Annotated in this window: 22 protein-coding genes and 2 pseudogenes; 20 read left to right on the top strand and 4 right to left on the bottom strand. The window is 60.2% G+C overall.

Annotated features, from left to right (window positions below):
* Position 1 precedes the first annotated feature (1 nt).
* From kdsA to ispD, 4 genes are all read left to right on the top strand, one after another.
* Complete coding sequence (gene kdsA / locus AACY31_RS03925) at positions 2-847, top strand: 3-deoxy-8-phosphooctulonate synthase (RefSeq protein ID WP_339476245.1); 846 nt, start codon at positions 2-4, stop codon at positions 845-847.
* A 161-nt stretch (positions 848-1,008) separates the two neighbouring features.
* Positions 1,009-2,298, top strand: a complete 1,290-nt coding sequence (eno, locus tag AACY31_RS03920) for a phosphopyruvate hydratase (RefSeq protein ID WP_028237207.1) — start codon at positions 1,009-1,011, stop codon at positions 2,296-2,298.
* Between the two features lie 171 nt (positions 2,299-2,469).
* A complete protein-coding gene (gene ftsB / locus AACY31_RS03915; RefSeq protein WP_003184873.1) occupies positions 2,470-2,748 on the top strand; it encodes a cell division protein FtsB in 279 nt (92 codons plus the stop codon).
* Positions 2,745-3,452, top strand: a complete 708-nt coding sequence (ispD, locus tag AACY31_RS03910; RefSeq protein ID WP_339476239.1) for a 2-C-methyl-D-erythritol 4-phosphate cytidylyltransferase — start codon at positions 2,745-2,747, stop codon at positions 3,450-3,452. Before ftsB ends, ispD begins: the two co-directional genes overlap by 4 nt.
* A gap of 81 nt (positions 3,453-3,533) precedes the next feature.
* Here ispD and AACY31_RS03905 read toward each other — a convergent pair whose 3' ends face one another.
* A complete protein-coding gene (locus tag AACY31_RS03905) occupies positions 3,534-4,430 on the bottom strand; it encodes a LysR substrate-binding domain-containing protein (protein WP_230152137.1) in 897 nt (298 codons plus the stop codon).
* 107 nt (positions 4,431-4,537) lie between these two features.
* On the opposite strand from AACY31_RS03905, the gene AACY31_RS03900 reads away from it, so the two are divergent.
* The 8 genes from AACY31_RS03900 (at position 4,538) to rpoS (ending at position 11,661) form a co-directional block, all read left to right on the top strand.
* Positions 4,538-5,650, top strand: a complete 1,113-nt coding sequence (locus AACY31_RS03900) for an S-(hydroxymethyl)glutathione dehydrogenase/class III alcohol dehydrogenase (RefSeq protein WP_058542189.1) — start codon at positions 4,538-4,540, stop codon at positions 5,648-5,650.
* An 8-nt stretch (positions 5,651-5,658) separates the two neighbouring features.
* Positions 5,659-6,504 (top strand): S-formylglutathione hydrolase, encoded by an 846-nt coding sequence (gene fghA / locus AACY31_RS03895; RefSeq protein WP_339476231.1) that lies wholly within the window; start codon positions 5,659-5,661, stop codon positions 6,502-6,504.
* 43 nt (positions 6,505-6,547) lie between these two features.
* Positions 6,548-7,021 (top strand): 2-C-methyl-D-erythritol 2,4-cyclodiphosphate synthase, encoded by a 474-nt coding sequence (gene ispF, locus AACY31_RS03890; protein ID WP_063322748.1) that lies wholly within the window; start codon positions 6,548-6,550, stop codon positions 7,019-7,021.
* Positions 7,018-8,076: a tRNA pseudouridine(13) synthase TruD gene (gene truD, locus AACY31_RS03885; protein WP_339476228.1), complete on the top strand. Its 1,059-nt coding sequence runs from the start codon at positions 7,018-7,020 to the stop codon at positions 8,074-8,076. Before ispF ends, truD begins: the two co-directional genes overlap by 4 nt.
* Positions 8,064-8,813, top strand: a complete 750-nt coding sequence (gene surE / locus AACY31_RS03880) for a 5'/3'-nucleotidase SurE (RefSeq protein ID WP_339476225.1) — start codon at positions 8,064-8,066, stop codon at positions 8,811-8,813. The genes truD and surE overlap by 13 nt, the downstream gene beginning before the upstream one ends.
* A gap of 41 nt (positions 8,814-8,854) precedes the next feature.
* A complete protein-coding gene (locus tag AACY31_RS03875; protein WP_170862085.1) occupies positions 8,855-9,490 on the top strand; it encodes a protein-L-isoaspartate(D-aspartate) O-methyltransferase in 636 nt (211 codons plus the stop codon).
* A gap of 211 nt (positions 9,491-9,701) precedes the next feature.
* Entirely contained in the window at positions 9,702-10,547 is an 846-nt protein-coding gene (locus AACY31_RS03870) for a peptidoglycan DD-metalloendopeptidase family protein (protein ID WP_339476223.1), read from the top strand.
* A gap of 106 nt (positions 10,548-10,653) precedes the next feature.
* On the top strand, positions 10,654-11,661 hold the full coding sequence (gene rpoS, locus AACY31_RS03865; protein ID WP_003198289.1) for an RNA polymerase sigma factor RpoS: 1,008 nt from the start codon (positions 10,654-10,656) through the stop codon (positions 11,659-11,661).
* Positions 11,662-13,240: 1,579 nt separating this feature from the next.
* On the opposite strand, the gene fdxA is transcribed toward rpoS, so the two are convergent.
* From fdxA to AACY31_RS03850, 3 genes are all read right to left on the bottom strand, one after another.
* Complete coding sequence (fdxA, locus tag AACY31_RS03860; protein ID WP_339476220.1) at positions 13,241-13,564, bottom strand: ferredoxin FdxA; 324 nt, start codon at positions 13,562-13,564, stop codon at positions 13,241-13,243.
* A 142-nt stretch (positions 13,565-13,706) separates the two neighbouring features.
* A complete protein-coding gene (gene mutS, locus AACY31_RS03855; protein WP_339492790.1) occupies positions 13,707-16,286 on the bottom strand; it encodes a DNA mismatch repair protein MutS in 2,580 nt (859 codons plus the stop codon).
* 589 nt (positions 16,287-16,875) lie between these two features.
* A complete protein-coding gene (locus AACY31_RS03850; RefSeq protein ID WP_339503884.1) occupies positions 16,876-17,229 on the bottom strand; it encodes a DUF6124 family protein in 354 nt (117 codons plus the stop codon).
* A gap of 536 nt (positions 17,230-17,765) precedes the next feature.
* Between AACY31_RS03850 and AACY31_RS03845 the strand changes: the two genes are divergently transcribed.
* The 8 genes and pseudogenes from AACY31_RS03845 (at position 17,766) to AACY31_RS03810 (ending at position 22,783) form a co-directional block, all read left to right on the top strand.
* Positions 17,766-18,500 (top strand): LexA family transcriptional regulator, encoded by a 735-nt coding sequence (locus AACY31_RS03845; protein WP_339492809.1) that lies wholly within the window; start codon positions 17,766-17,768, stop codon positions 18,498-18,500.
* Positions 18,501-19,017: 517 nt separating this feature from the next.
* Positions 19,018-19,368 carry a phage holin family protein gene (locus AACY31_RS03840; RefSeq protein ID WP_339492792.1) on the top strand — a complete coding sequence of 117 codons (351 nt, stop codon included), beginning with the start codon at positions 19,018-19,020 and terminating at the stop codon, positions 19,366-19,368.
* A 36-nt stretch (positions 19,369-19,404) separates the two neighbouring features.
* Positions 19,405-19,746 (top strand): annotated as a pseudogene (locus tag AACY31_RS03835) (hypothetical protein); the annotation flags it as partial.
* Between the two features lie 86 nt (positions 19,747-19,832).
* A complete protein-coding gene (locus tag AACY31_RS03830; RefSeq protein WP_339503882.1) occupies positions 19,833-20,417 on the top strand; it encodes a phage tail terminator protein in 585 nt (194 codons plus the stop codon).
* Positions 20,414-20,580 (top strand): annotated as a pseudogene (locus AACY31_RS03825) (DUF2635 domain-containing protein). Before AACY31_RS03830 ends, AACY31_RS03825 begins: the two are co-directional and overlap by 4 nt.
* Positions 20,580-22,076 (top strand): phage tail sheath subtilisin-like domain-containing protein, encoded by a 1,497-nt coding sequence (locus tag AACY31_RS03820; RefSeq protein ID WP_339503880.1) that lies wholly within the window; start codon positions 20,580-20,582, stop codon positions 22,074-22,076. Before AACY31_RS03825 ends, AACY31_RS03820 begins: the two are co-directional and overlap by 1 nt.
* Positions 22,077-22,142: 66 nt before the next feature.
* A complete protein-coding gene (locus AACY31_RS03815; RefSeq protein ID WP_339503878.1) occupies positions 22,143-22,490 on the top strand; it encodes a phage tail tube protein in 348 nt (115 codons plus the stop codon).
* Positions 22,487-22,783 carry a phage tail assembly protein gene (locus tag AACY31_RS03810; RefSeq protein ID WP_003198316.1) on the top strand — a complete coding sequence of 99 codons (297 nt, stop codon included), beginning with the start codon at positions 22,487-22,489 and terminating at the stop codon, positions 22,781-22,783. Before AACY31_RS03815 ends, AACY31_RS03810 begins: the two co-directional genes overlap by 4 nt.
* The last annotated feature ends 43 nt before the right edge of the window (positions 22,784-22,826 follow it).

Genomic DNA, 22,826 nt, shown 5'->3' with positions numbered 1-22,826 from the left:
GATGGCCCAGAAGATCATCCGCGTCGGCGACATCGAGGTTGCCAACGACAAGCCCATGGTGCTGTTTGGCGGCATGAACGTGCTGGAAAGCCGTGACATGGCGATGCAGATCTGCGAAGAGTACGTGAAGGTCACCCAGAAACTGGGTATCCCCTATGTCTTCAAGGCCAGCTTCGACAAGGCCAATCGCTCGTCCGTGACGTCCTACCGTGGCCCGGGCCTGGAAGAAGGCATGCGGATCTTCCAGGACATCAAGCAAGCCTTTGGCGTGCCGATCATCACCGACGTCCACGAGCCTGCCCAGGCCGCAGTCGCCGCCGAGGTCTGCGACGTCATCCAGTTGCCGGCCTTCCTGTCGCGTCAGACCGACCTGGTGGTTGCAATGGCCAAGACCGGCGCGGTGATCAACATCAAGAAAGCCCAGTTCCTCGCGCCCCAGGAGATGAAACACATCCTGAGCAAGTGCGAAGAGGCCGGTAATGACCAGTTGATCCTCTGCGAGCGTGGTTCAAGCTTCGGCTACAACAACCTGGTGGTCGACATGCTCGGCTTCGGCATCATGAAGCAGTTTGAATACCCGGTGCTCTTCGATGTGACGCACGCCTTGCAGATGCCGGGCGGTCGCACAGACTCCGCCGGCGGTCGTCGTGCCCAGGTCACTGATCTGGCCAAGGCGGGCATGAGCCAGTCCCTGGCCGGTCTGTTCCTCGAGGCCCATCCTGATCCAGACAACGCCAAGTGCGATGGTCCGTGTGCCTTGCGTTTGAACAAGCTGGAACCCTTCCTGTCTCAGCTCAAGGCGTTGGACGAGCTGGTCAAGAGTTTTCCGACAATAGAAACCGCGTAACGCGGTTTTCTCCGGTAAAGTACCGCTCGATTATCGCTCTGGCCCGCTGGCCGCACTGCTCTTGTGGGAGTATGGCTTGCCAGCGATGGCGTCCTTGAGGGCCCATCGCCGGCGAGCCGTGCTCCCACAGCGTTTACGTCAACTTTGGAGTGTTTACAACAATGGCAAAAATCGTCGACATCAAAGGTCGTGAAGTTCTCGACTCCCGTGGCAACCCCACTGTTGAAGCGGACGTGCTGCTTGACAACGGTATCATCGGCAGCGCCTGCGCGCCGTCCGGTGCTTCCACTGGCTCGCGCGAAGCGCTGGAGCTGCGTGATGGCGACAAGAGCCGTTACCTGGGCAAGGGCGTGCTCAAAGCCGTCGCCAACATCAACGGTCCGATCCGTGACCTGTTGCTGGGCAAGGATCCTGCCGACCAGAAAGCCCTCGATCACGCGATGATCAAGCTCGACGGTACCGAAAACAAAGCCACCCTGGGCGCCAACGCAATCCTCGCCGTGTCCCTGGCCGCTGCCAAGGCCGCTGCCCAGGACCAGGACCTGCCGCTGTACGCCCACATCGCCAACCTCAACGGTACCCCGGGTGTCTATTCGATGCCGGTGCCGATGATGAACATCATCAACGGCGGCGAGCATGCCGATAACAATGTCGACATCCAGGAATTCATGGTGCAGCCGGTTGGCGCCAAGACCTTCTCCGAAGGCCTGCGCATGGGCACCGAGATTTTCCATCACCTCAAGGCTGTGCTCAAAGCCCGTGGCCTGAGCACCGCGGTTGGCGACGAAGGCGGTTTCGCACCGAACCTGGCGTCCAACGAAGACGCGCTGAAAGTGATCTCCGAGGCCGTGGCCAACGCGGGCTACAAGCTGGGCACCGACGTGACCCTGGCCCTGGACTGCGCCGCCAGTGAATTCTACGAAGACGGCAAGTACAACCTGTCCGGCGAAGGCCAGGTGTTCACCGCGGAAGGTTTCGCCGACTACCTCAAGGGCCTGACCGAACGCTATCCGATCATCTCCATCGAAGACGGCCTGGACGAGTCCGACTGGGCCGGCTGGAAAATCCTCACCGACAAGATCGGCGAGAAAACCCAGTTGGTGGGTGACGACCTGTTCGTGACCAATACCAAGATCCTGAAAGAAGGCATCGACAAGAAGATCGCCAACTCGATCCTGATCAAGTTCAACCAGATCGGCACCCTCACCGAAACCCTGGAAGCCATCCAGATGGCCAAGGCTGCCGGCTACACCGCCGTGATCTCCCACCGCTCCGGCGAAACCGAAGACTCGACCATTGCCGACCTGGCCGTGGGCACTGCGGCAGGCCAGATCAAGACCGGTTCGCTGTGCCGTTCCGACCGCGTTTCCAAGTACAACCAACTGCTGCGTATCGAAGAGCAATTGAATGGCAAGGCCAAGTACAACGGTCGCGCCGAGTTTCGCGGTTAAGCGGTAAATGGTAAAAAGACAGCGGATTAGGTCGCAAAAGGCGCCATGGCGGCGGTTTTGCCTCTAATCTGATGCCTTATCAAGCACAAGCCTGGGTTTTCCAGGCTTCGTGCTATCAGACGCTTCAAAGTTTGGCATGGCGGTCTTTTTTCACTGGAAACCTGATATTCGATGCGCAGTCCCAATTGGTTGTTTCTTGTCTTGCTCCTGTTGCTGGCCGGTCTGCAGTACCGCTTGTGGGTGGGCAATGGCAGCTTGGCGCAAGTGGCCGACCTGACTCAGCAAATTGCCGACCAACACGCCGAAAACGAGGCGCTGCTGGAGCGTAATCGGGTGATGGACGCCGAAGTGACAGAGCTGAAAAAAGGTATGGAGACCGTTGAAGAGCGGGCTCGACATGAACTGGGCATGGTCAAGGAGGGCGAAACCCTCTACCAGTTGGCTCAATGAGTATTCGTTTGCCGGCCTTCTGGGTCGTGATTCCTGCCGCGGGCGTTGGCGCTCGTATGGCCGCGGACCGTCCCAAGCAATACTTGCAGTTGGGCGCATGCACAATTCTTGAACACAGCCTTGGCTGTTTCCTCGACCATCCCACCGTCAAGGGCGTGGTGGTCAGCCTTGCACACGATGATCCTTACTGGCCGACCCTGGCCTGTGCCAGCGACACACGCATCCAGCGCGTCGACGGTGGCGAGCAGCGTTCGGATTCAGTGCTCAATGCCTTGCTACACCTGCACGAGCAAGGCGCCGACGATCACGACTGGGTGCTGGTACACGACGCCGCCCGGCCTAACCTGGCCCGGGACGATCTGGACACGCTGCTGAGCGAGTTGGCGACCGATCCGGTCGGCGGCCTGCTGGCCGTCCCGGCGCGTGACACCCTCAAGCGTGTCGACAAACAGGGTCGGGTGCTGGAGACCGTTGATCGCAGCGTGATCTGGCAAGCCTACACGCCGCAGATGTTCCGACTCGGCGCCTTGCATCGGGCCTTGGCCGACAGCCTGGTTGCCGATGCGGTGATTACCGATGAAGCGTCCGCCATGGAATGGGCGGGGCAGGCGCCGCGGCTGATCGAGGGGCGGGCCGATAACATCAAGGTCACCCGGCCGGAAGACCTGGAGTGGTTGCGGCAGCGCTGGGCGAATCGGCATTAAGCGAGAAGTGGAGGCGTCTTCTGAGTCGCCATCGCGAGTCTGCCCGCGATAGCAATCGCTCAAGCAACATAAAAATCAGTGTTACCCCCGATACTCCGGTCGCCCAGCCAACCCTTCCTTCAAGTAATCCACCAACTTGCGCACTTTCGGTGACAGATGCCGCTGCTGTGGATACAGCGCCCACACCGCCGTATTCGGTGGCTGATGGGCCTCCAGCAGCGAGATCAATGCACCACTGTGCAAATGCTCCAGCACGTAATAATCCGGCAGTTGGCACAACCCCACCCCTTGCAGCGCCGCATCGAGCACCGCTTGCCCGCTGTTGCAGCGCCAGTTTCCCTGCACCCGTTGGGAAAATTCCCGCCCGTTCTGTTCCAATTGCCAGATGTCGGAGCTGCCGATCAAGCAATTGTGGCGGCTCAGTTCCGACAAGCTATGGGGCCGCCCGTAGCGTTCCAGGTAAGAGGGCGACGCGCACAGGTACATGCGCCGTGGTGCCAGGCGCGTAGCGACCAGGCGGGAGTCCTGCAAGCGACCCAGGCGAATTGCCAGGTCCAGGCTTTCGTGCACCAGATCCAGAGGGCGGTTGCTCAGTTCGATGTCTACCCGCAACTGCGGGTACAACCCCATGAACCGCGTTACCAGGGGCACGATAAACCGTTCGCCATAGGCCACGGCGCAGGTCATGCGCAGCATGCCCTTGGGTTCGCTGGTGAGATCGCCTACCGCCCGCAGGGCTTCCTCACGCCCGTCCTGCAGGCGTTGGCAATGCTGCAAAAATGTCTGGCCGGCTTCGGTCAGGGTGACCCGCCGGGTACTGCGGTAGAGCAAACGTGTCTGCAAGCGCTCTTCAAGCCGTACGATTTGTCGGCTGATGTGGGAAGACGAAACCCCAAGACGTTCAGCGGCGGCGGTGAATTGACTGCATTCGGCCACGGCGACGAACTCGTCGATGCCTTCCCAGCGGTTGTCGGACATGAAGGATTATCCCTATACAGCAATAATGTTTTGCTTTTGGTTGGATTATTCATCGTCCGGTAGAGGATTACACTCCCGGTCTTGTTTTTATTTACTGGAGAGTCCGGATGATCAAGTCGCGCGCTGCCGTTGCCTTCGAGGCCAAGAAACCCCTGGAAATCGTTGAAGTCGACGTCGCCATGCCCAAGGCGGGCGAAGTGCTGTTGCGCGTGGTGGCTTCCGGTGTCTGCCACACCGACGCCTACACCTTGTCGGGCGCCGATCCGGAAGGGATCTTCCCGTCGATCCTCGGTCATGAAGGCGGCGCCATTGTCGAAGCCATCGGCGAAGGCGTTACCTCGGTCGCGGTGGGGGACCATGTGATCCCGCTGTACACGCCAGAGTGCGGCCAGTGCAAATTCTGTAAGTCGGGCAAGACCAACCTCTGTCAGGCGATTCGCGCCACCCAGGGCAAAGGCCTGATGCCAGATGGCACTTCGCGCTTCTCCTACAAGGGCGAGACGATTTTCCACTACATGGGCACCTCGACGTTCTCTGAGTACACCGTGCTGCCGGAAATCTCCGTCGCGAAGATTCAAAAAGAAGCCCCGCTGGAAAAAGTCTGCCTGCTGGGTTGCGGCGTCACCACCGGCATCGGCGCGGTACTCAACACCGCCAAGGTCAAGCCGGGTGACACCGTGGCGATCTTCGGCCTGGGCGGCATCGGCCTGTCGGCGGTGATTGGCGCGGTGAAGGCCAAGGCTTCGCGCATCATTGCTATCGACATCAACCCGGCCAAGTTCGAAATCGCCAAGCAACTGGGTGCCACCGATTGCGTCAACCCGAAAGACTTCGACCGCCCGATCCAGGAAGTCATCGTGGATATGACCGACGGCGGTGTGGACTTTTCCTTCGAGTGCATCGGCAATGTCCAGTTGATGCGTGCTGCGCTGGAGTGCTGCCACAAAGGTTGGGGTGAGTCGGTGATCATCGGCGTGGCCGGTGCCGGCCAGGAAATCGCCACCCGTCCCTTCCAGTTGGTAACCGGGCGCGTCTGGCGCGGTTCGGCCTTTGGTGGTGTGCGCGGTCGCAGCGAATTGCCAAGCTACGTGGAAATGGCCGAGAAGGGCGAAATTCCGCTGGATACCTTCATCACCCATACCATGGGCCTGGAAGATATCAACAAGGCGTTCGACCTGATGCATGAAGGTAAGAGCATCCGCACCGTTATCCATTTCTGAGGTCGGTCATGAGTCTGGAAAACATCTCCTGCCAGAAAAGCTTCGGCGGCTGGCACAAACGTTACCGGCACCGTTCCGACGTGCTCGGTTGTGACATGGTGTTTGCCGTGTACCTGCCACCGCAAGCCGAGCAGGGCGGCAAGTTGCCTGTGCTGTATTGGTTGTCCGGGCTGACCTGCAGCGACGAGAACTTCATGCAAAAGGCCGGTGCCCAGCGCATGGCTGCCGAGCTGGGCCTGATCATCGTTGCGCCGGACACCAGTCCCCGTGGCGCCGACGTGCCGGACGATCCGGACGGTGCCTGGGACTTCGGCCTGGGGGCGGGGTTTTATCTGAACGCCACGCAGGACCCATGGGCACGGCACTATCGGATGCATGACTACGTGGTGCAGGAATTGCCCACACTGGTCGAAGCGCATTTCCCGGCTTCGGACAGGCGCGGTATCAGTGGTCATTCCATGGGCGGCCATGGCGCGCTGGTCTGCGCCTTGCGCAACCCGGGGCGTTACCGTTCGGTGTCGGCCTTTTCGCCGATCAACAATCCGATGGATTGCCCATGGGGGCAAAAGGCTTTTTCTCGTTACCTGGGGGAAGACCGCTCGAAATGGCGGGAATGGGATGCCTGTGCATTGATTGCCGAGGCGCAGGAGAAGTTGCCACTGCTGGTGGACCAGGGCGATCGCGATGATTTCCTGGCCAACCAGCTCAAGCCCGAAGCCTTGCAACAGGCGACCAAGGCGGCCGACCATCCGTTGGAACTGCGCCTGCAACCGGGCTACGACCACAGCTATTTCTTCATCGCCAGCTTCATTGATGACCACTTACGGCATCATGCACGCGCTCTAAACGCCTAATGCAGGTAGAATCACGCCCTGACAAAAATCGGGGCGTTTTTTTATGCGTATTGGCCACGGCTACGATGTTCACCGTTTCGCTGAAGGCGACTTCATTACTCTGGGCGGCGTGCGGATCGCACACGGCTTCGGGCTGCTCGCGCATTCTGACGGTGATGTCCTGCTGCATGCCTTGAGCGATGCACTGCTCGGCGCGGCTGCCCTGGGTGACATCGGCAAGCACTTCCCCGACACCGACCCGCAATTCAAGGGCGCCGACAGCCGCGCGCTGCTGCGTCATGTGGTCTCGCTGATCCACGCCAAGGGCTGGAAAGTCGGCAATGTCGATAACACCATCGTTGCCCAGGCCCCTAAGATGGCGCCGCACATCGAAGCGATGCGCCAACTGATTGCCGAGGATCTTCAAGTTGAGTTGGACCAAGTGAACGTGAAAGCCACCACCACCGAAAAGCTGGGTTTCGTCGGTCGCGAAGAAGGCATTGCCGTCCACTCCGTTGCCTTGTTGCTGCGCCCATGACTGAACTGGAACTGTTGGGGCCACGGGCCTACGGCGAGTCGCTGGGCAGTGCGGTACTCAAGGCCAGCGCCGAAGATTTCCAGGTCGACGAAGTGCTCGACATCCCGTTGACCGGCGATGGTGAGCACCTGTGGATCTGGGTTGAAAAACGTGATTTGAACACCGAAGAGGCCGCCCGGCGAATCGCCAAGGCTGCCGGCGTGTCGTTGCGCACCGTCAGCTATGCCGGGCTCAAGGACCGTCAGGCCCTGACCCGCCAGTGGTTCAGCGTCCAGTTGCCGGGCAAGGCCGATCCGGACCTGTCGGCGGCAGAGAACGACACGCTGAAGATCCTCAAGACTGCACGCCACAGGCGCAAGCTGCAACGCGGCGCGCACTCGGCCAATGGCTTTACCTTGCGCCTGACCCAATTCAAGGGCGATACGGCGGCGATCGATGCGCGCCTGCAACAGATTGTCCGCCAGGGCATCCCCAACTATTTTGGTGCCCAGCGCTTTGGCCATGATGGCGGCAATGTCGTCGATGCCCGTGCCTGGGCGGCGCGCAAGGCGTTGCCGGAACAGCGCAATGTGCGCTCGCGGCTGTTGTCCACCGCCCGCAGCTTTCTGTTCAACCGGGTGCTGGCGGCGCGGGTCGCCGACGGTACCTGGCAGAAGGCCCAGGTTGGGGATTTGCTCGCCTTCACCGACAGCCGCAGTTTTTTCCCGGCCGGCGAGGCTGAATGCAGCGACCCGCGGCTGGCCATTCTCGACGTGCACCCGACCGGGCCGCAGTGGGGCGAGGGACCTTCGCCTGCCGCTGGCGCGACGTTCGAACTGGAACAAGCCACCGCCGCGGGCGAGGCCGATCTGCGGGACTGGTTGATAAACGCGGGAATGAGTCACGAACGTCGCATCCTGCGACTGCCCATTGGCGGGCTGTCGTGGCATTATCCCTCGCTGGACATTCTGCAACTGGAATTCGTCCTGCCGGCCGGATGTTTCGCCACTGTCTTGGTGCGCGAACTCGTCGATCTGGTGCCGGTGGGGCAGACGGACAGCCCATGCGTATTCTGATTTCTAACGACGACGGGGTGACTGCCCCCGGTCTTGCCGCGCTTTATGCTGCGCTGGCGGATTATGCCGAGTGCGTGGTCATCGCCCCGGACCAGGACAAAAGCGGCGCCAGCAGCTCGCTGACGCTCGACCGTCCGTTGCACCCCTGCTATCTGGATAACGGTTTCATCAGCCTCAACGGCACCCCGACCGATTGCGTGCACCTGGGCCTCAATGGCTTGCTGGAGCGTGAGCCGGACATGGTGGTGTCGGGAATCAACCTGGGCGCCAACCTGGGGGACGACGTGTTGTATTCCGGCACGGTTGCCGCCGCCCTGGAAGGTCGCTTCCTGGAAAAGCCATCGTTTGCCTTTTCGTTTGTTTCACGGCAAGTCGATAACTTGCCGACCGCCGCCTACTTCGCCCGTAAACTGGTCGAAGCCCACGGCGAACTGGACCTGCCGCCACGCACGGTGCTGAACGTGAATATCCCCAACCTGCCGCTCGATCACATCCGTGGCATCCAGCTCACTCGCCTGGGCCACCGTGCCCGCGCCGCCAAGCCGATGCATGTCGTCGACCCGCGCGGCAAGGCCGGTTACTGGATCGCCGCCGCCGGTGATGCCGAAGACGGCGGGCCGGGCACTGATTTCCATGCGGTGATGCAAGGTTATGTCTCGATCACGCCGTTGCAGTTGGACCGTACCTTCAACGACGCCTTTCGGAATCTCGATGGCTGGCTGGAGGGGCTGCGCTGATGGCTCGTGAGCAAGACGATATGCTGCGCCGCGGAATCGGCATGACCTCCCAGCGCACCCGTGAACGACTGATCCAGCGACTTTACGAAGAAGGCCTGTCCAACGCCCAGGTGTTGGAGGTGATTCGCCGCACGCCGCGCCATCTGTTCGTCGATGAAGCCCTGGCCCATCGCGCCTATGAAGACACGGCGTTGCCGATCGGCCACAACCAGACCATTTCCCAGCCGTACATGGTGGCCCGCATGAGCGAGTTACTGCTGGAGGCGGGGCCGCTGGACAAGGTGATGGAGATCGGTACCGGCTCGGGTTACCAGACGGCGGTGTTGTCGCAACTGGTCGAGCGGGTATTTTCCGTAGAGCGGATCAAGGTACTGCAGGATCGCGCCAAGGAACGCCTGGTCGAGTTGAACCTGCGCAACGTAGTGTTTCGCTGGGGAGATGGCTGGGAGGGGTGGCCGGCCCTGGCGCCGTACAACGGCATCATCGTGACCGCGGTGGCCACCGATGTACCCCAGGCCCTGTTGGATCAACTTGCTCCCGGTGGACGACTGGTCATTCCGGTGGGTGCCGGTGAAGTCCAGCAACTGATGCTGATTGTGCGCGAAGAGCACGGTTTTTCGCGACACGTCCTGGGGGCGGTGCGGTTCGTGCCGTTACTCAATGGACCGTTGGCCTGAGCATCTATAAACAGACGCTGAATTCCGTGGCCTGGCCTGTGTCTTACGGCGGCACCGATTTGTTGAACAGAGTCCAACGGCGTCGAGCAAACGTGTGCGGCGACACATTGCGCTTCATTAATAGAGGCGCAGTGGTTGCCAGCTATATTTATATGAGTTCTGCCTGGACAGGCAGTTTCCAATTTTTCAGCCACCACAAAGGGAGCGGCGGGTGAGTCTCACAGTCATTGCGCAGCGTATGGGTATCACGAGCTTTCAGCGCCTGGTGACTGGCCTTGTCTTGAGCACTTTGCTGGTCGGATGTTCCAGTACACCGTCGGGTAATGTCCGGGTCGTCGATCGCAACAATGCAACACCTCAACGTCCTACAGTAACGACCGGCCAATATGTAGTCCGTCGCGGCGATACGCTGTTTTCCATCGCTTTTCGCTACGGCTGGGACTACAAAGCCCTCGCGGCGCGCAACAAAATTCCTGCGCCTTATACGATTCACCCCGGTCAGGCGATTCGCTTCGATGGCCGTAGCGGTTCAACGCCTACCGCGGTGGTGACGCAGTCGGGTTCGACGCCTTCTTCATCGAGCAAAACCACGGTCATTCGCCGGCCGGCGCAGGCTGGGACGGCGACAGTGCCGTCCGTCGCGAACAAACCGGCCCCTGCGCCGATGCCTCCCGCAGGCCCCGCCCCGAAGGGCTGGGGATGGCCTTCTAGTGGCGTTCTCATTGGAAAATTCTCTTCAAACGGTAGTTTGAATAAAGGAATTGATATCGCCGGGGATTTGGGACAGCCTGTTTTAGCCGCGTCTGATGGTACGGTTGTGTACGCCGGGAGTGGTTTGAGGGGCTACGGCGAACTCGTGATCATCAAACACAGCGATACCTACGTCAGTGCCTACGGTCACAACCGCAGGCTGTTGGTTCGGGAGGGGCAGCAGGTCAAAGTCGGACAGACAATTGCCGAAATGGGATCAACGGGAACAGACCGGGTGAAACTGCATTTTGAGATTCGCCGACAAGGTAAACCAGTCGATCCGCTGCAATTCCTGCCACGGCGTTGATTTGATTGTCAGCCTGTTCCGTCACGTAGAGGGGACAGGCTCCAGCGTTGCCAAGGATAAAGGCGTCGCTTGAGCTTGAGGTCGAACTCACCAAAGGACTATAACAATGGCTCTCAGTAAAGAAGTGCCGGAGTTTGACATCGACGATGAGGTTCTCCTTATGGAGACCGGCATCGCTATGGATTCGATGTCGAATGATGAAGGGGCGACTCCACCTTCCGTTCGTGCCAAATCCAAACACTCCGCTTCGCTTAAACAACATAAGTACATCGATTACACCCGGGCGCTGGACGCCACTCAGCTGTACCTCAACGAAATTGGTTTCTCGCCACTGCTCTCCCCTGAGGAAGAAGTTCATTTTGCGCGACTGTCGCAAAGTGGCGACCCAGCCGGTCGAAAACGCATGATTGAAAGCAACCTGCGCCTGGTGGTGAAAATCGCCCGACGCTACGTCAATCGCGGGCTTTCGCTGCTGGACCTGATCGAAGAGGGTAACCTGGGCCTGATTCGCGCCGTCGAGAAATTCGACCCCGAACGAGGCTTCCGTTTCTCGACCTACGCCACTTGGTGGATCCGCCAGACCATCGAACGGGCGATCATGAATCAGACCCGGACCATCCGGTTGCCGATTCATGTGGTCAAGGAGTTGAACGTCTACCTGCGGGCTGCCCGTGAGTTGACCCAGAAACTCGACCATGAACCTTCACCCGAAGAAATCGCCAACCTGTTGGAAAAACCGGTGGGTGAGGTCAAGCGCATGCTTGGGCTCAATGAGCGGGTCTCTTCGGTGGACGTCTCGCTGGGGCCGGACTCGGATAAGACCCTGCTGGATACCCTGACCGACGATCGTCCGACCGATCCGTGCGAGTTGCTCCAGGACGATGACTTGTCCCAGAGCATCGATCAGTGGCTTTCGGAGCTTACGGACAAGCAGCGGGAAGTGGTGATTCGCCGCTTCGGCTTGCGCGGTCATGAAAGCAGCACGCTTGAAGATGTAGGCTTGGAGATTGGTTTGACCCGTGAGCGGGTGAGGCAGATCCAGGTTGAAGGTCTCAAGCGCCTGCGAGAGATCCTGGAGAAGAACGGCTTGTCGAGCGAGTCGTTGTTTCAATAATACCAAGGCAAGTGCAGCAGAAACGCCCTGACTGGTTGTGATGCTGTCCACTTGGAAAAAACGGTGCTTCTTTCAGAAATGGGAAGTGCCGTTTTTTTTGGTTTTGGTTTGGGTTTGGGTTTGGGTTTGGGTTTGGGTGTATATTCGTTGCTGCGGTTACGGCCACTAATGGTTCCGCTCTTACAGCGGGTCACTTTTGGAAGAGCGCCAAAAGTAACCAAAAACGCTCTGCCCCACCACTCGGCACCTCGCCTAGGCTCGGTGTGCCCTCACTCCGGCATTGCTCCGTGGGCCGCCGCGAAGGGCCGTCCATGGCCCAGCGCGGCTACCTCGGCATCCATGCCGAGGTGCCCACTCCACAATGCCTGCGTTCGGCCATCGTGGTTTAACGGGGCGCCCAGATCAAAAGCCGGGGCGAGGCGGCCTTATAGCCGACCTGGTTCCTAGTGGGACCGCGTTCCCACAGGAGGTCTGTGTTGGATATGAATTTTGTGTCCGCTGAAGATTGAATGTGGGAGCGAGCTTGCTCGCGATGACGGTGGTTCAATCACATGGATGTTGGGTTTGCAGGCCTCATCGCGAGCAGGCTCGCTCCCACAGGAGGTCTGTGTTGGATATGAATTTTGTGTCCGCTGAAGATTGAATATGGGAGCGAGCTTGCTCGCGATGGCGGTGGTTCAGTCACATGGATGTTGGGCTTACTGGCCTCATCGCGAGCAAGCTTTGCTCCCACAGATCTGATGGGTGTACGACCGGGAGAGCCAGGTCGGCTATCAGGCCGCCTCGGGGATGACGTTGATCTCGGCGCCCCGTTAACCACGCTGGCCGAACGCAGGCATTGTGGAGTGGGCATCCCGGCATGGATGCCGGGATAGCCGCGCTGGGCCATGGATGGCCCTTCGCGGCGGGCCCACGGAGCAATGCCGGAGTGAGGGCACACCGAGCCTAGGCGAGGTGCCAAGTGGTGGGGCATGAGCGCTTTGGTTACTTTCGACTGGGCCGGCTTCCGGGCTTTTCGAAAGTGACCCGCTGTAAGAGCGGAACCGTCAGCGGCCATTACCGCAGCAACGGATATACACCCCCTCTTTGAAATCCCACTCATAAAACCTACAGCTCAACAACGACTAGGCCTGGAGCGTTTCTGAAGAATCGCTTTTCCAGCCGAGATCCATTTGTAGGTTCAGCTTGTAAGCCTTTGCCTAGTCTTACGTAAGCGATCAGTTCCCCATCGGCCGGACAGACCGCTATAAATGCCGTGATCTTTTTGTATTCATCTGATTTATAACGAAAAATTGTTGATGAACGTAGCGTTACAGAGCAAGCCACCTGTATCAGCCGCGTTGCACTCGCCCGGGAAAATACTAATATCAGTCCTGTGTCGACGGACAGACACACCCGTCAAGGACGATGGGAAGGAAGGACATCGCAGGACGCGATTCATCAGGATGATGAAAAGGATTAAAGGGATTAGGGAAAAAAATGTGGGCGGGTCAAACCGCCCCTTTTTTTGCCTGCGATTTCTTGATCCGAAAAAGCAAAAAAGGCCCGCAAGGGGCCTTTTCCACCAAAGCAGCAACGATCAGCGTTCCAGTTCCTTGAGCTTGCCTTCCTTGCCATCCCACTCTTCGGCGTCCGGCAGCGCATCTTTCTTCTCGGTGATGTTCGGCCAGATGTCCGCCAGTTCAGCGTTCAGCTCGATGAAGTTCTCCATGCCGGCCGGCACTTCGTCTTCCGAGAAAATGGCAGTCGCCGGGCATTCCGGTTCACACAGGGCGCAGTCGATGCACTCGTCCGGGTGAATGACCAGGAAATTCGGCCCTTCGTAGAAGCAGTCCACCGGACACACTTCTACGCAGTCGGTGTACTTGCACTTGATGCAGTTGTCGGTGACGACGAAGGTCATTTCTAATTCTCTCCTCAGGCGGCGGCAGCGAAGCCCCTTCACGGTAGGGTCGCCAGGTTTGGGAGCGATAGTCTGCGAACCAAGCTAATAGTTCGCAGCATCCCAAACCGCGCGCGATTCTAACAGCTTGAAAGCCCGTGTGTTAGATCCGTGTCTTCAATGTATAGAGTAAATCCAGTGCCCGACGAGGTGTCAGGTCATCCAGATCGAGCTTGGCCAGTTCATCGAGCACCGGATGGGGCAGGCTGGCGAACAGGTCGCTTTGCTGCGGAGCGACCGGTTTGCCTTTGGTCGGGCGCGGTGCTTCGTGGGGTAGGCTGGTGGTCTCCAGGCGGCTCAGGTGTTCGCGGGCACGGGTAATGACTTCACTTGGCACGCCGGCCAGTTGCGCCACCGCCAAGCCGTAGCTCTGGCTGGCCGGGCCTGGCAGCACGTGGTGCAAAAAGACGATGCGTTCGTTGTGCTCGGTGGCATTGAGGTGAACGTTGGCCACCAGCGGCTGGTTTTCCGGCAACACGGTGAGTTCGAAGTAATGGGTGGCGAACAGTGTGTAGGCCCGCAGGTGCGCGAGGCGTTCGGCCGCTGCCCAGGCCAGGGACAAACCGTCGAAGGTGCTGGTGCCGCGTCCGACTTCGTCCATCAGCACCAAGCTGCGTTCGGTGGCGTTGTGCAGGATGTTCGCGGTTTCGCTCATTTCCACCATGAACGTCGAGCGTCCACCGGCCAGGTCATCGCTGGAGCCGATGCGGGTGAAGATCCGGTCCACCAGGGACAATTCGCAACTGGCCGCCGGGACGAAACTGCCGATGTGAGCCAGCAGCACGATCAACGCCGTTTGGCGCATGTAGGTGGATTTACCGCCCATGTTCGGACCGGTGATCACCAGCATGCGGGTGTTGTCGTCCAGGCTCAGGTCGTTGGCCACGAACGGTGTGGTCAGCACTTGCTCGACCACCGGGTGGCGACCCTGGCTGATGCGCATGCAAGGCTCGCTGACGAAGCGTGGGCAGTTGAGGTCCAGATTCAGCGCGCGTTCGGCCAGGTTGCTCAGCACGTCCAGTTCCGCCAGGGCGGCGGCGGTGTCCTGCAGCGGCGGCAGTTGGCTGATCAGATCCTCGAGCAGCGCTTCGTAGAGCATTTTTTCCCGGGCCAGGGCGCGGCTCTTGGCTGACAACGCCTTGTCTTCGAACGCCTTGAGTTCCGGGGTGATGAAACGCTCGGCGCCTTTGAGGGTCTGGCGGCGAATGTAATCGGCCGGGGCCTGCTCGGCCTGCTTGCTCGGCAATTCGATGAAATAACCGTGGATGCGGTTGTAACCGACCTTGAGGTTGGCCAGACCGGTGCGGGCTTTTTCCCGGGCTTCGAGGTCGATCAGGAACTGGCCGGCGTTCTCGCTCAGCGCTTGCAGCTCGTCGAGTTCGGCGTCGTAACCGGTTTTCAGCACGCCACCGTCACGGATCACCGCCGGCGGGTTGTCGATAATGGCTTTTTCCAGCAGCGCGGCCAGGTCCGGGTAGGTGCTGGTGGTGCGCGCCAGTTGCTGCAGGTGCGGCGCTTCGAGGTCGGTCATCGCCACTTGCAGTTCGGGCAACGCGCCGAGGGCATCGCGCAGGCGCGCCAGGTCGCGGGGACGGGCATTGCGCAAGCCGATACGGGCGAGGATCCGCTCGATGTCACCGATTTCCTTGAGCTGCGGTTGCAACTGCTCGAAGCGGTAACGATCCAGCAGGCAGGTAATGGAGGTTTGACGCGCCAACAGCACGGTCAGGTCCCGCAGCGGACGGTTCAACCAGCGGGTCAGCAGGCGGCTGCCCATGGCGGTCTGGCAGCGATCGACCACCGATTGCAGGGTGTTGTCGCGTCCGCCGGCCAGGTTGGTGTCCAGCTCCAGGTTGCGGCGGCTTGCGCCGTCCAGTACCACGGTGTCATCCAGGCGTTCGTGACGCAGGCTGCGCAAGTGGGGCAGGGCGGTGCGCTGGGTTTCCTTGGCGTAGGCCAGCAGGCAACCGGCAGCGCCGATGGCCAGGGTCAGGTTTTCGCAACCGAACCCCTTGAGGTCCTGGGTGGAAAACTGCTGGCAAAGACTTTTCAGCGCCGAGTCACGTTCAAAATCCCACGGTGCCCGACGACGCACGCCACGGCGTTTTTCTGCCGGCAGGTCTTTGGGCCAGTCATCAGGAATCAAAAGCTCTACCGGGTTGACCCGTTCCAGTTCCGCCAGCAGGTTTTCCCAGCCCTTGATTTCCAGTACCGAGAAATTGCCGCTGGTGATGTCCAGCACCGCGAGGCCGAACAGGCGTTCATCGCCCAATACCGCGGCGATCAGGTTGTCCCGGCGTTCATCCAGCAAGGCCTCGTCGCTGACCGTACCCGGGGTGATGATCCGCACGACTTGGCGTTCTACCGGTCCTTTACTGGTGGCCGGGTCGCCGACTTGCTCGCAAATCACTACGGATTCGCCGAGTTTGACCAGCTTCGCCAAATAACCTTCCGCCGCGTGGTAAGGAATCCCACACATTGGAATCGCCATGCCTGCCGATTGCCCACGTGCCGTCAGGGTAATGTCCAACAACTTGGCGGCTTTCTTCGCATCTTCATAGAAAATTTCGTAGAAGTCGCCCATTCGGTAGAACATCAGCTGATCGGGGTGCTGGTTCTTCAGACGCCAGTATTGCTGCATCATCGGCGTATGGGAGGACAGGTCGTTTACGGCTGTATTCATGGGTGTCAGGCAAGCTCGTTGAAAGGTGTGGGGCAAAAGGAGGGGCATTGGCCCGGCTTTTCCGCGATGGGCGCAAGGTTAACATGGGTGGTCGGGGGGGACCCAGGCGTGAGTGGTTTTTGGGGTGGGGTGTATATCCGTTATTTAGGTAATGGCTGCTGACGGTTCCGCTCTTACAGCGGCTCACTTTTGAGAAGCGCAAAAGTAAGCAAAACGCTCATGCCCCACCACTAGGTGCCTCGCCTAGGCTCGGCATGCCTGAACGAAGGCATTGCTCCGTGGGCCGCCGCGAAGGGCCATCCATGGCCCAGCGCGGCTAACCCGGCATCCATGCCGGGTTGCCCACTGCGCAATACCTTCGTTCAGCCAGCGTGGTTAATGGGGCGCCGAGATCAACGTCCACGCCGAGGCGGCCTGGTAGCCGACCTGGTTCTTGATGGGACCGCGTTTCCCCTGTGGGAGCGAGCTTGCTCGCGATGACGGCAACCACTACAACTTAGTTGTCACTGAACTACCGCTATCGCGAGCAAGCTCGCTCCCACAGTGGTTACTCGGGCTTCTCTTAGGTCTCGGCTTGCATCATGGATGCCTACCTCACCTCAACCACATCCAGCGCCCGATTCGCCAGCAACTGGCTCAGCTCGATCATCTGTTGAACCCCCAGCAAGATATTCCGCCGCGAGCCCTTCAGGTCGAATGCCAGGTCGCTGACCATGGCGTTGGCCGAGGCCAGGGTTTCGCTGAGGTTGGCGAGCAGGCATTCGGCGTCGATGTTGGGGGCGATGATGAAAAGGGTGTCGGGTGTGTCGCAGGTTTCTTTGTCGGCTTTCGGCTTGAGGTAATAGTCCAGGGCGCGAGTGGCCGCGTCGTCGAGCTTCTTGGCGTTGGCCGTTTGGCTGCGGGAGACGTGATCGTCTGGAGGATTTGGTGTGTTCTTCGGCATTCTATGGATCCTTGAAGTTGAGCCACCACTCACTCGCGACTAAACGAGGGGTGGCAGCTGTACGCAGGTTAGTCGACCGGGGATCCAAGGAACCGGCGCGCCCGAGGGCGCCCTGCGCACAACTACCATCAAGTGCAGGAATAGAAGTACCTGACTGAATGGAGCAATGAGCACCTTGGAATACCGAGCGACTAAACCCGATCACTGATGGGCAGTGACAGGATCAAAAGTACCGATGGCCCCCAAGGCGCACAAGCCGGCGGATTCTGGCGTAGTTGTAGGCAGAGACGCAAGAAAACGTAGCCTTGCGTCACATATTTGAAGGACGGCTTTGGAGCCTTTTCCCAACGGCGTGTAGGGCGATTCCGTGGCGAGGGAGCTTGCTCCCGCTGGGCTGCGCAGCAGACCCTTTTGTGAGCGCTTCGCACTCAAGCGGGAGCAAGCTCCCTCGCCACAATGAATGCAATTGGCTGGAATTGCATATTTATGCGAAACAGCATTTGTCTTCTGCGAAAAGAACAAGCACTATGCGCGTTATGCAAAAACGCAACGTTTCTACCGTATTAAGAGCATTGCTCGATCAGCACGGGATCTCCCCCACGGAGCTTCACCGGCGTACCGGCGTGCCTCAGTCCACCCTCTCGCGGATTCTCAGCGGCAAGATTGTCGACCCTTCGGATAAACACATCTCGAAGATCGCCGAATACTTCGCCGTGAGCACCGACCAATTGCGCGGGCGCGCGGACGTCGTGCCCGCCGGCAATGCCCGTCGCGACGAGCCGCATTCCGAACTCAAGGACATACGCCTGTGGGACGACGAAACACCCGTCGAAGAAGACGAAGTGTCGGTCCCTTTTCTGCGCGAGGTTGAATTGGCTGCTGGATCAGGAAGATTCGTCATCGAGGAAAGCGAGCGCTCCAGCCTGCGGTTCGGCAAGCGCAGCCTGCGCCACAATGGCGTGCAGTTCGACCAGGCCAAGTGCGTGACGGTGCGCGGCAACAGCATGTTGCCGGTGCTGCGCGACGGGGCCACGGTTGGGGTGAACGCAGGCAAGTGTGGGATCGGCGACATCGTCGACGGTGACCTCTACGCCATCAACCACAACGGCCAACTGCGGGTGAAGCAGCTTTACCGCCTGCCCACCGGCATTCGCCTGCGCAGCTTCAACCGTGATGAACATCCGGACGAGGACTACACCTTCCAGGAAATGCAGGATGAGCAAATCGTCATCCTCGGTCACGTCTTCTGGTGGGGCATGTACGCCCGCTAACCCCATCGCTGTCAGATAAAACCCGCCGCCGTGCGGGTTTTTTTTCGCCTCCTGAAACCCCGCAACCCCTGTGTCTACGAGGGATTAATGCATTTGCGCATTCGCCATGCATAAACAAATGCATTTATGCATTGACTGTGTATGCACTCATGCATATTCTGTGTCCAAGCCGCTCGACAAAGCGGCTGGCAACGAAGCTCTTTAGTTCCACCAACAGGCAGCGATGAACCGGCCTTAACGGTTCAGAGGGTTGGCAACTGACCCGGGTGTGCAGCGTAAAGCACCAGAAGCAGTTATCCGGCGGGCAGGGACCGCGGTCGGAGGAACAATTTGAATGGATCCGTACCGCGCCAGTCGCGCCGAAAGATCAACTTCCCTCAGCCCATCGGCCAGGGAAGGCGAAGGACCGCATTACTGAAAAGCCCGGTTCACCCCGGGCTTTTTGGAATGCCTACCTCAAGAGACATCGTTTGAACCCAACACACCTTTCTCATCAATCACCCCCAGGAGGCGTGACATGACAAACGAGCAACAAGCGTTGCTGGACATGCCGATCTGGCTGGTCATCGTGCTCGCCCTGGTGGGCGGGGTGTCCGGCGAGATGTGGCGCGCCGACAAGGAGGGCGCCCGTGGCTGGTCGTTATTGCGGCGCCTGGCCTTGCGCTCCGGTGCCTGCGTGGTCTGCGGCGTCTCGGCAACCATGCTGTTGTACGCCCTCGGCCTGTCGATCTGGAGCGCCTGCGCCCTGGGTTGCCTGACCGCCATGGCCGGTGCCGATGTGGCCATCGGTCTTTACGAGCGCTGGGTCGCCAAGCGGATCGGTGTTTGCGAAGTCCCGCCGCGGGACGTTCCTCCCGACCAGCCGTGAATCGACAGCGCTGATCCATACCAAAGGAGGCGATCAATGCCTGCCCTTATCGAAAAACCGTCGCAGTTGTGCTCGGCCATTGCCCAGACGCTGCGCGCCATTTATCCCGCCTTGAAAGTCGGCAGCCCCCAGGATTTCGATGGCACTGACGACCAACCCTGGGTGCTGATTGCCCTTGAGCGTGATGCGCCCGGTCACCGCGCCAATGACGGGCGTATTGCCCATGTCCTGACGGTTTCCTTGCAAGTGGTCATGGCCGTTCCAGGATGGGATGCCTGCGATCTGGCCGGGGAGCTGAAACACCTGGTTATGGATAACCGCTGGGGGCTGTCGGGCGATCAATGCGACTTGCCCACGGAACTCGATGGCCTGCCATCCAACATCCATGTTGCCTGACCCACCGCTTTCGCGAGCAAGCCTGCTCCCACAGGGGGACTCGCGCCTTCAGATACTGGAGCCCCCCCATGAAGATCACACCGATCCTCACGCAGTTGCGTGAGCAATGTCCGACGCTCGCCCATCGCGTGGCCGCAGGCTTTGACCTCGCCACGCTGCAAGCCGAGATCCCGCTGCAGACCCCCTGCGCCTATGTCCTGCCCACCGCCGACATTGCCAGCAAGAACGCGGCTCAGAACGTCACGCTGCAAGCGGTGCGTGATCGCTTCGATGCCGTGCTGGTGCTCGACGCCACTGACGCGACAAAAGCGTTGGATCTGTTGCACGACCTGCGGGCCGAACTGTGGCGCGCGCTGGTGGGGTTCAAGCCGGGCGCCGAGTACATCGGCATTGAATACGACGGCAGCGAACTGGTTTCCATCAATAGCAGCCGTGCGTTGTTCCGGCTGCGTTTTTTCGCCGAGTTCCAGTTGGGCCGCAATCTGGCGAGCCAGCCTGCCGAAAGCTGGCACGAGCGTGAACTGGACGGCTTGTCGTCCTTTACCAGGGCCACCGTGCGGGTCGATGCCATCGACCCGGCGGACCCCAACCTGAAACGTCCCGGCCCCGACGGGCGCGTGGAACTGACTTTCTCTGGAGACGTAACCCCATGAGCAAACGCATCACCGTGCTGCCGGCCCCGGGCCGTGCCGTACCGGACCCGGAAGCGGGCGATCTGTTGCCCCTCGAAGGCCGTGAAGTGCCAGACAACGCCTGGCCGATGGCGATATCACTACCAAAGCCGTGAAAGCGGCAAAACCACAGGGAGCCAAATAATGGCGATCGGATTCAGCAATATTCCCGCGGACATTCGTGTTCCGCTGTTCTACGCCGAAATGGACAACTCGGCCGCCAATAGCGCGTCATCGGCCATGCGCCGTTTGATCGTCGCACAGGTCAACGACAACGTCGCCCCGGCCGAGGTCGGCAAACTGGTGCTGGTGTCCAGCGTCGCGTTGGCCAAGAACATCGGCGGGCAGGGTTCGATGCTCGCGTCGATGTACGAGACCTGGCGCAAGACCGACCCGCTCGGTGAAATCTGGTGCCTGCCGCTGCACAACGTCGAAGGCGCCATCGCCCAGGGCGTGCTGACCCTCACCGGCGCCGCAACTGAAAGCGGTGTGCTCAACCTGTACGTTGGCGGTGTGCGTGTCCAGGCCGCCATCGTCAACGGCGCCACGGCGGTTCAGGCTGCCACTGCGCTGGCCTTGAAAATCAACGCCGCCGCCGACCTGCCGGTGACTGCTGCGGCCGCCGAAGGTGTCGTGACCCTCAGCGCCAAATGGACCGGTGACAGCGGCAACGACATCAGCCTGCAATTCAATCGCCTGGGCAAGAGCAATGGCGAAAACACCCCGGCGGGGCTGACCACTGCCATCACTGCGATGACCGGCGGCGCCGGTGTGCCGGACCAGACCGCTGCCGTTGCGGCCCTGGGCGACGAGCCTTTCGAATTCATCGCCATGCCCTGGTCCGATGTGGCAAGCCTCAACACCTGGCAAGCGGTCATGGACGACAGCACCGGTCGCTGGTCCTGGGCCAAGCAGTTGTTCGGCCATGTCTACAGCGCCAAGCGCGGCACTATTGGCACCCTGGTTGCCGCCGGTCAGGCACGCAACGACCAGCACATGACCATCCAGGCCCTGGAGCTGGGCGTACCGCAACCGTTCTGGGTCCAGGCCGCTGCCTTGGCGGCTCGCACGGCGGTGTTCATCTCCGCCGACGCCAGCCGTCCGACCCAGAGCGGCAGCCTGCCGGGCTTGGACCCAGCACCGGCCAGCGAACGTTTCACCCTGACCGAGCGCCAATCGCTGCTCAACTACGGCATCGCCACGGCGTATTACGAAGGTGGTTACGTGCGCATCCAGCGTTCCATCACCACGTATCAGAAGAATGCCTTCGGCCAGGCTGACAACTCCTACCTGGACAGCGAAACCATGCACCAGTCGGCGTTCATCGTCCGTCGTCTGCAAAGCGTGATCACCAGCAAGTACGGTCGCCACAAACTGGCCGCCGACGGCACTCGTTTCGGCGCCGGTCAGCCCATCGTGACCCCGAGCACGATCCGCGGCGAGCTGATCGCTCAATACGCCAAACTCGAACTGGAAGGCCATGTGGAAAACGCCGAGCTGTTCGCCGAGCACCTGGTGGTCGAGCGTGACAGTCAGGACCCGAGCCGGGTCAACGTGCTGTTCCCGCCGGATTACATCAACGGCCTGCGGGTGTTCGCGCTGCTCAACCAATTCCGCCTGCAATACGACGACGCCGCCTGACGGTAGCACTCAGTCGCATGCATTCAGCCCACTTCGCGTGGGCTTTTTATTGAAGGGAGAAACACCATGGGTCAACTGATTGCGGGCACCTGCTACGTCAAAGTGGACGGCGCTCAACTGACCATCAACGGCGGCTGCGAAGTGCCACTGATGTTCACCAAACGCGAAACCGTCGTACCGGGTTTCTACAAGGAAACCGACATTGCCCCGTCCTTCAAGGTGACGGCGCTGCACACCGCGGACTTCCCGCTCAAGCAACTGGTTGCGGGCACCGACATGACTGTCACCTGCGAATTCAACAACGGCAAGGTCTACGTACTGGCCGGCGCCTACCTGGTGGAAGAGCCGGTGTCCAAGGGCGACGACGCCACCATCGAACTGAAATTCGAAGGCATCAAGGGGACCTGGCAATGAGCGATGTCGTGACGCTGCGCGTGGCCATCGAGGCCCACGGCGAGCCGGTGAGCGAACTGACCCTGCGCCGTCCGACGGTGCAGGAAGTCCGGGCGATCAAGGCGTTGCCGTACAAGATCGACAAGAGCGAGGAGGTGAGCCTGGACATGGACGTCGCGGCCAAATACATCGCGGTGTGCGCCGGTATCCCACCGTCGTCGGTCAACCAGTTGGATCTGGCTGACCTCAACGCCCTGAGCTGGGCCGTCGCGAGTTTTTTCATGAGTGCGGCGTCGCAGCCATCGGCGACCTGATCGCCGCCGCCTATGACCTGGCCTGGTTCTGGAAGGTTGACCC

This window comes from Pseudomonas sp. RL_105y_Pfl2_101 (genome assembly GCF_963970585.1).
Taxonomy (GTDB): domain Bacteria; phylum Pseudomonadota; class Gammaproteobacteria; order Pseudomonadales; family Pseudomonadaceae; genus Aquipseudomonas.
This window is presented reverse-complemented; position numbering and strand designations above follow the sequence as displayed.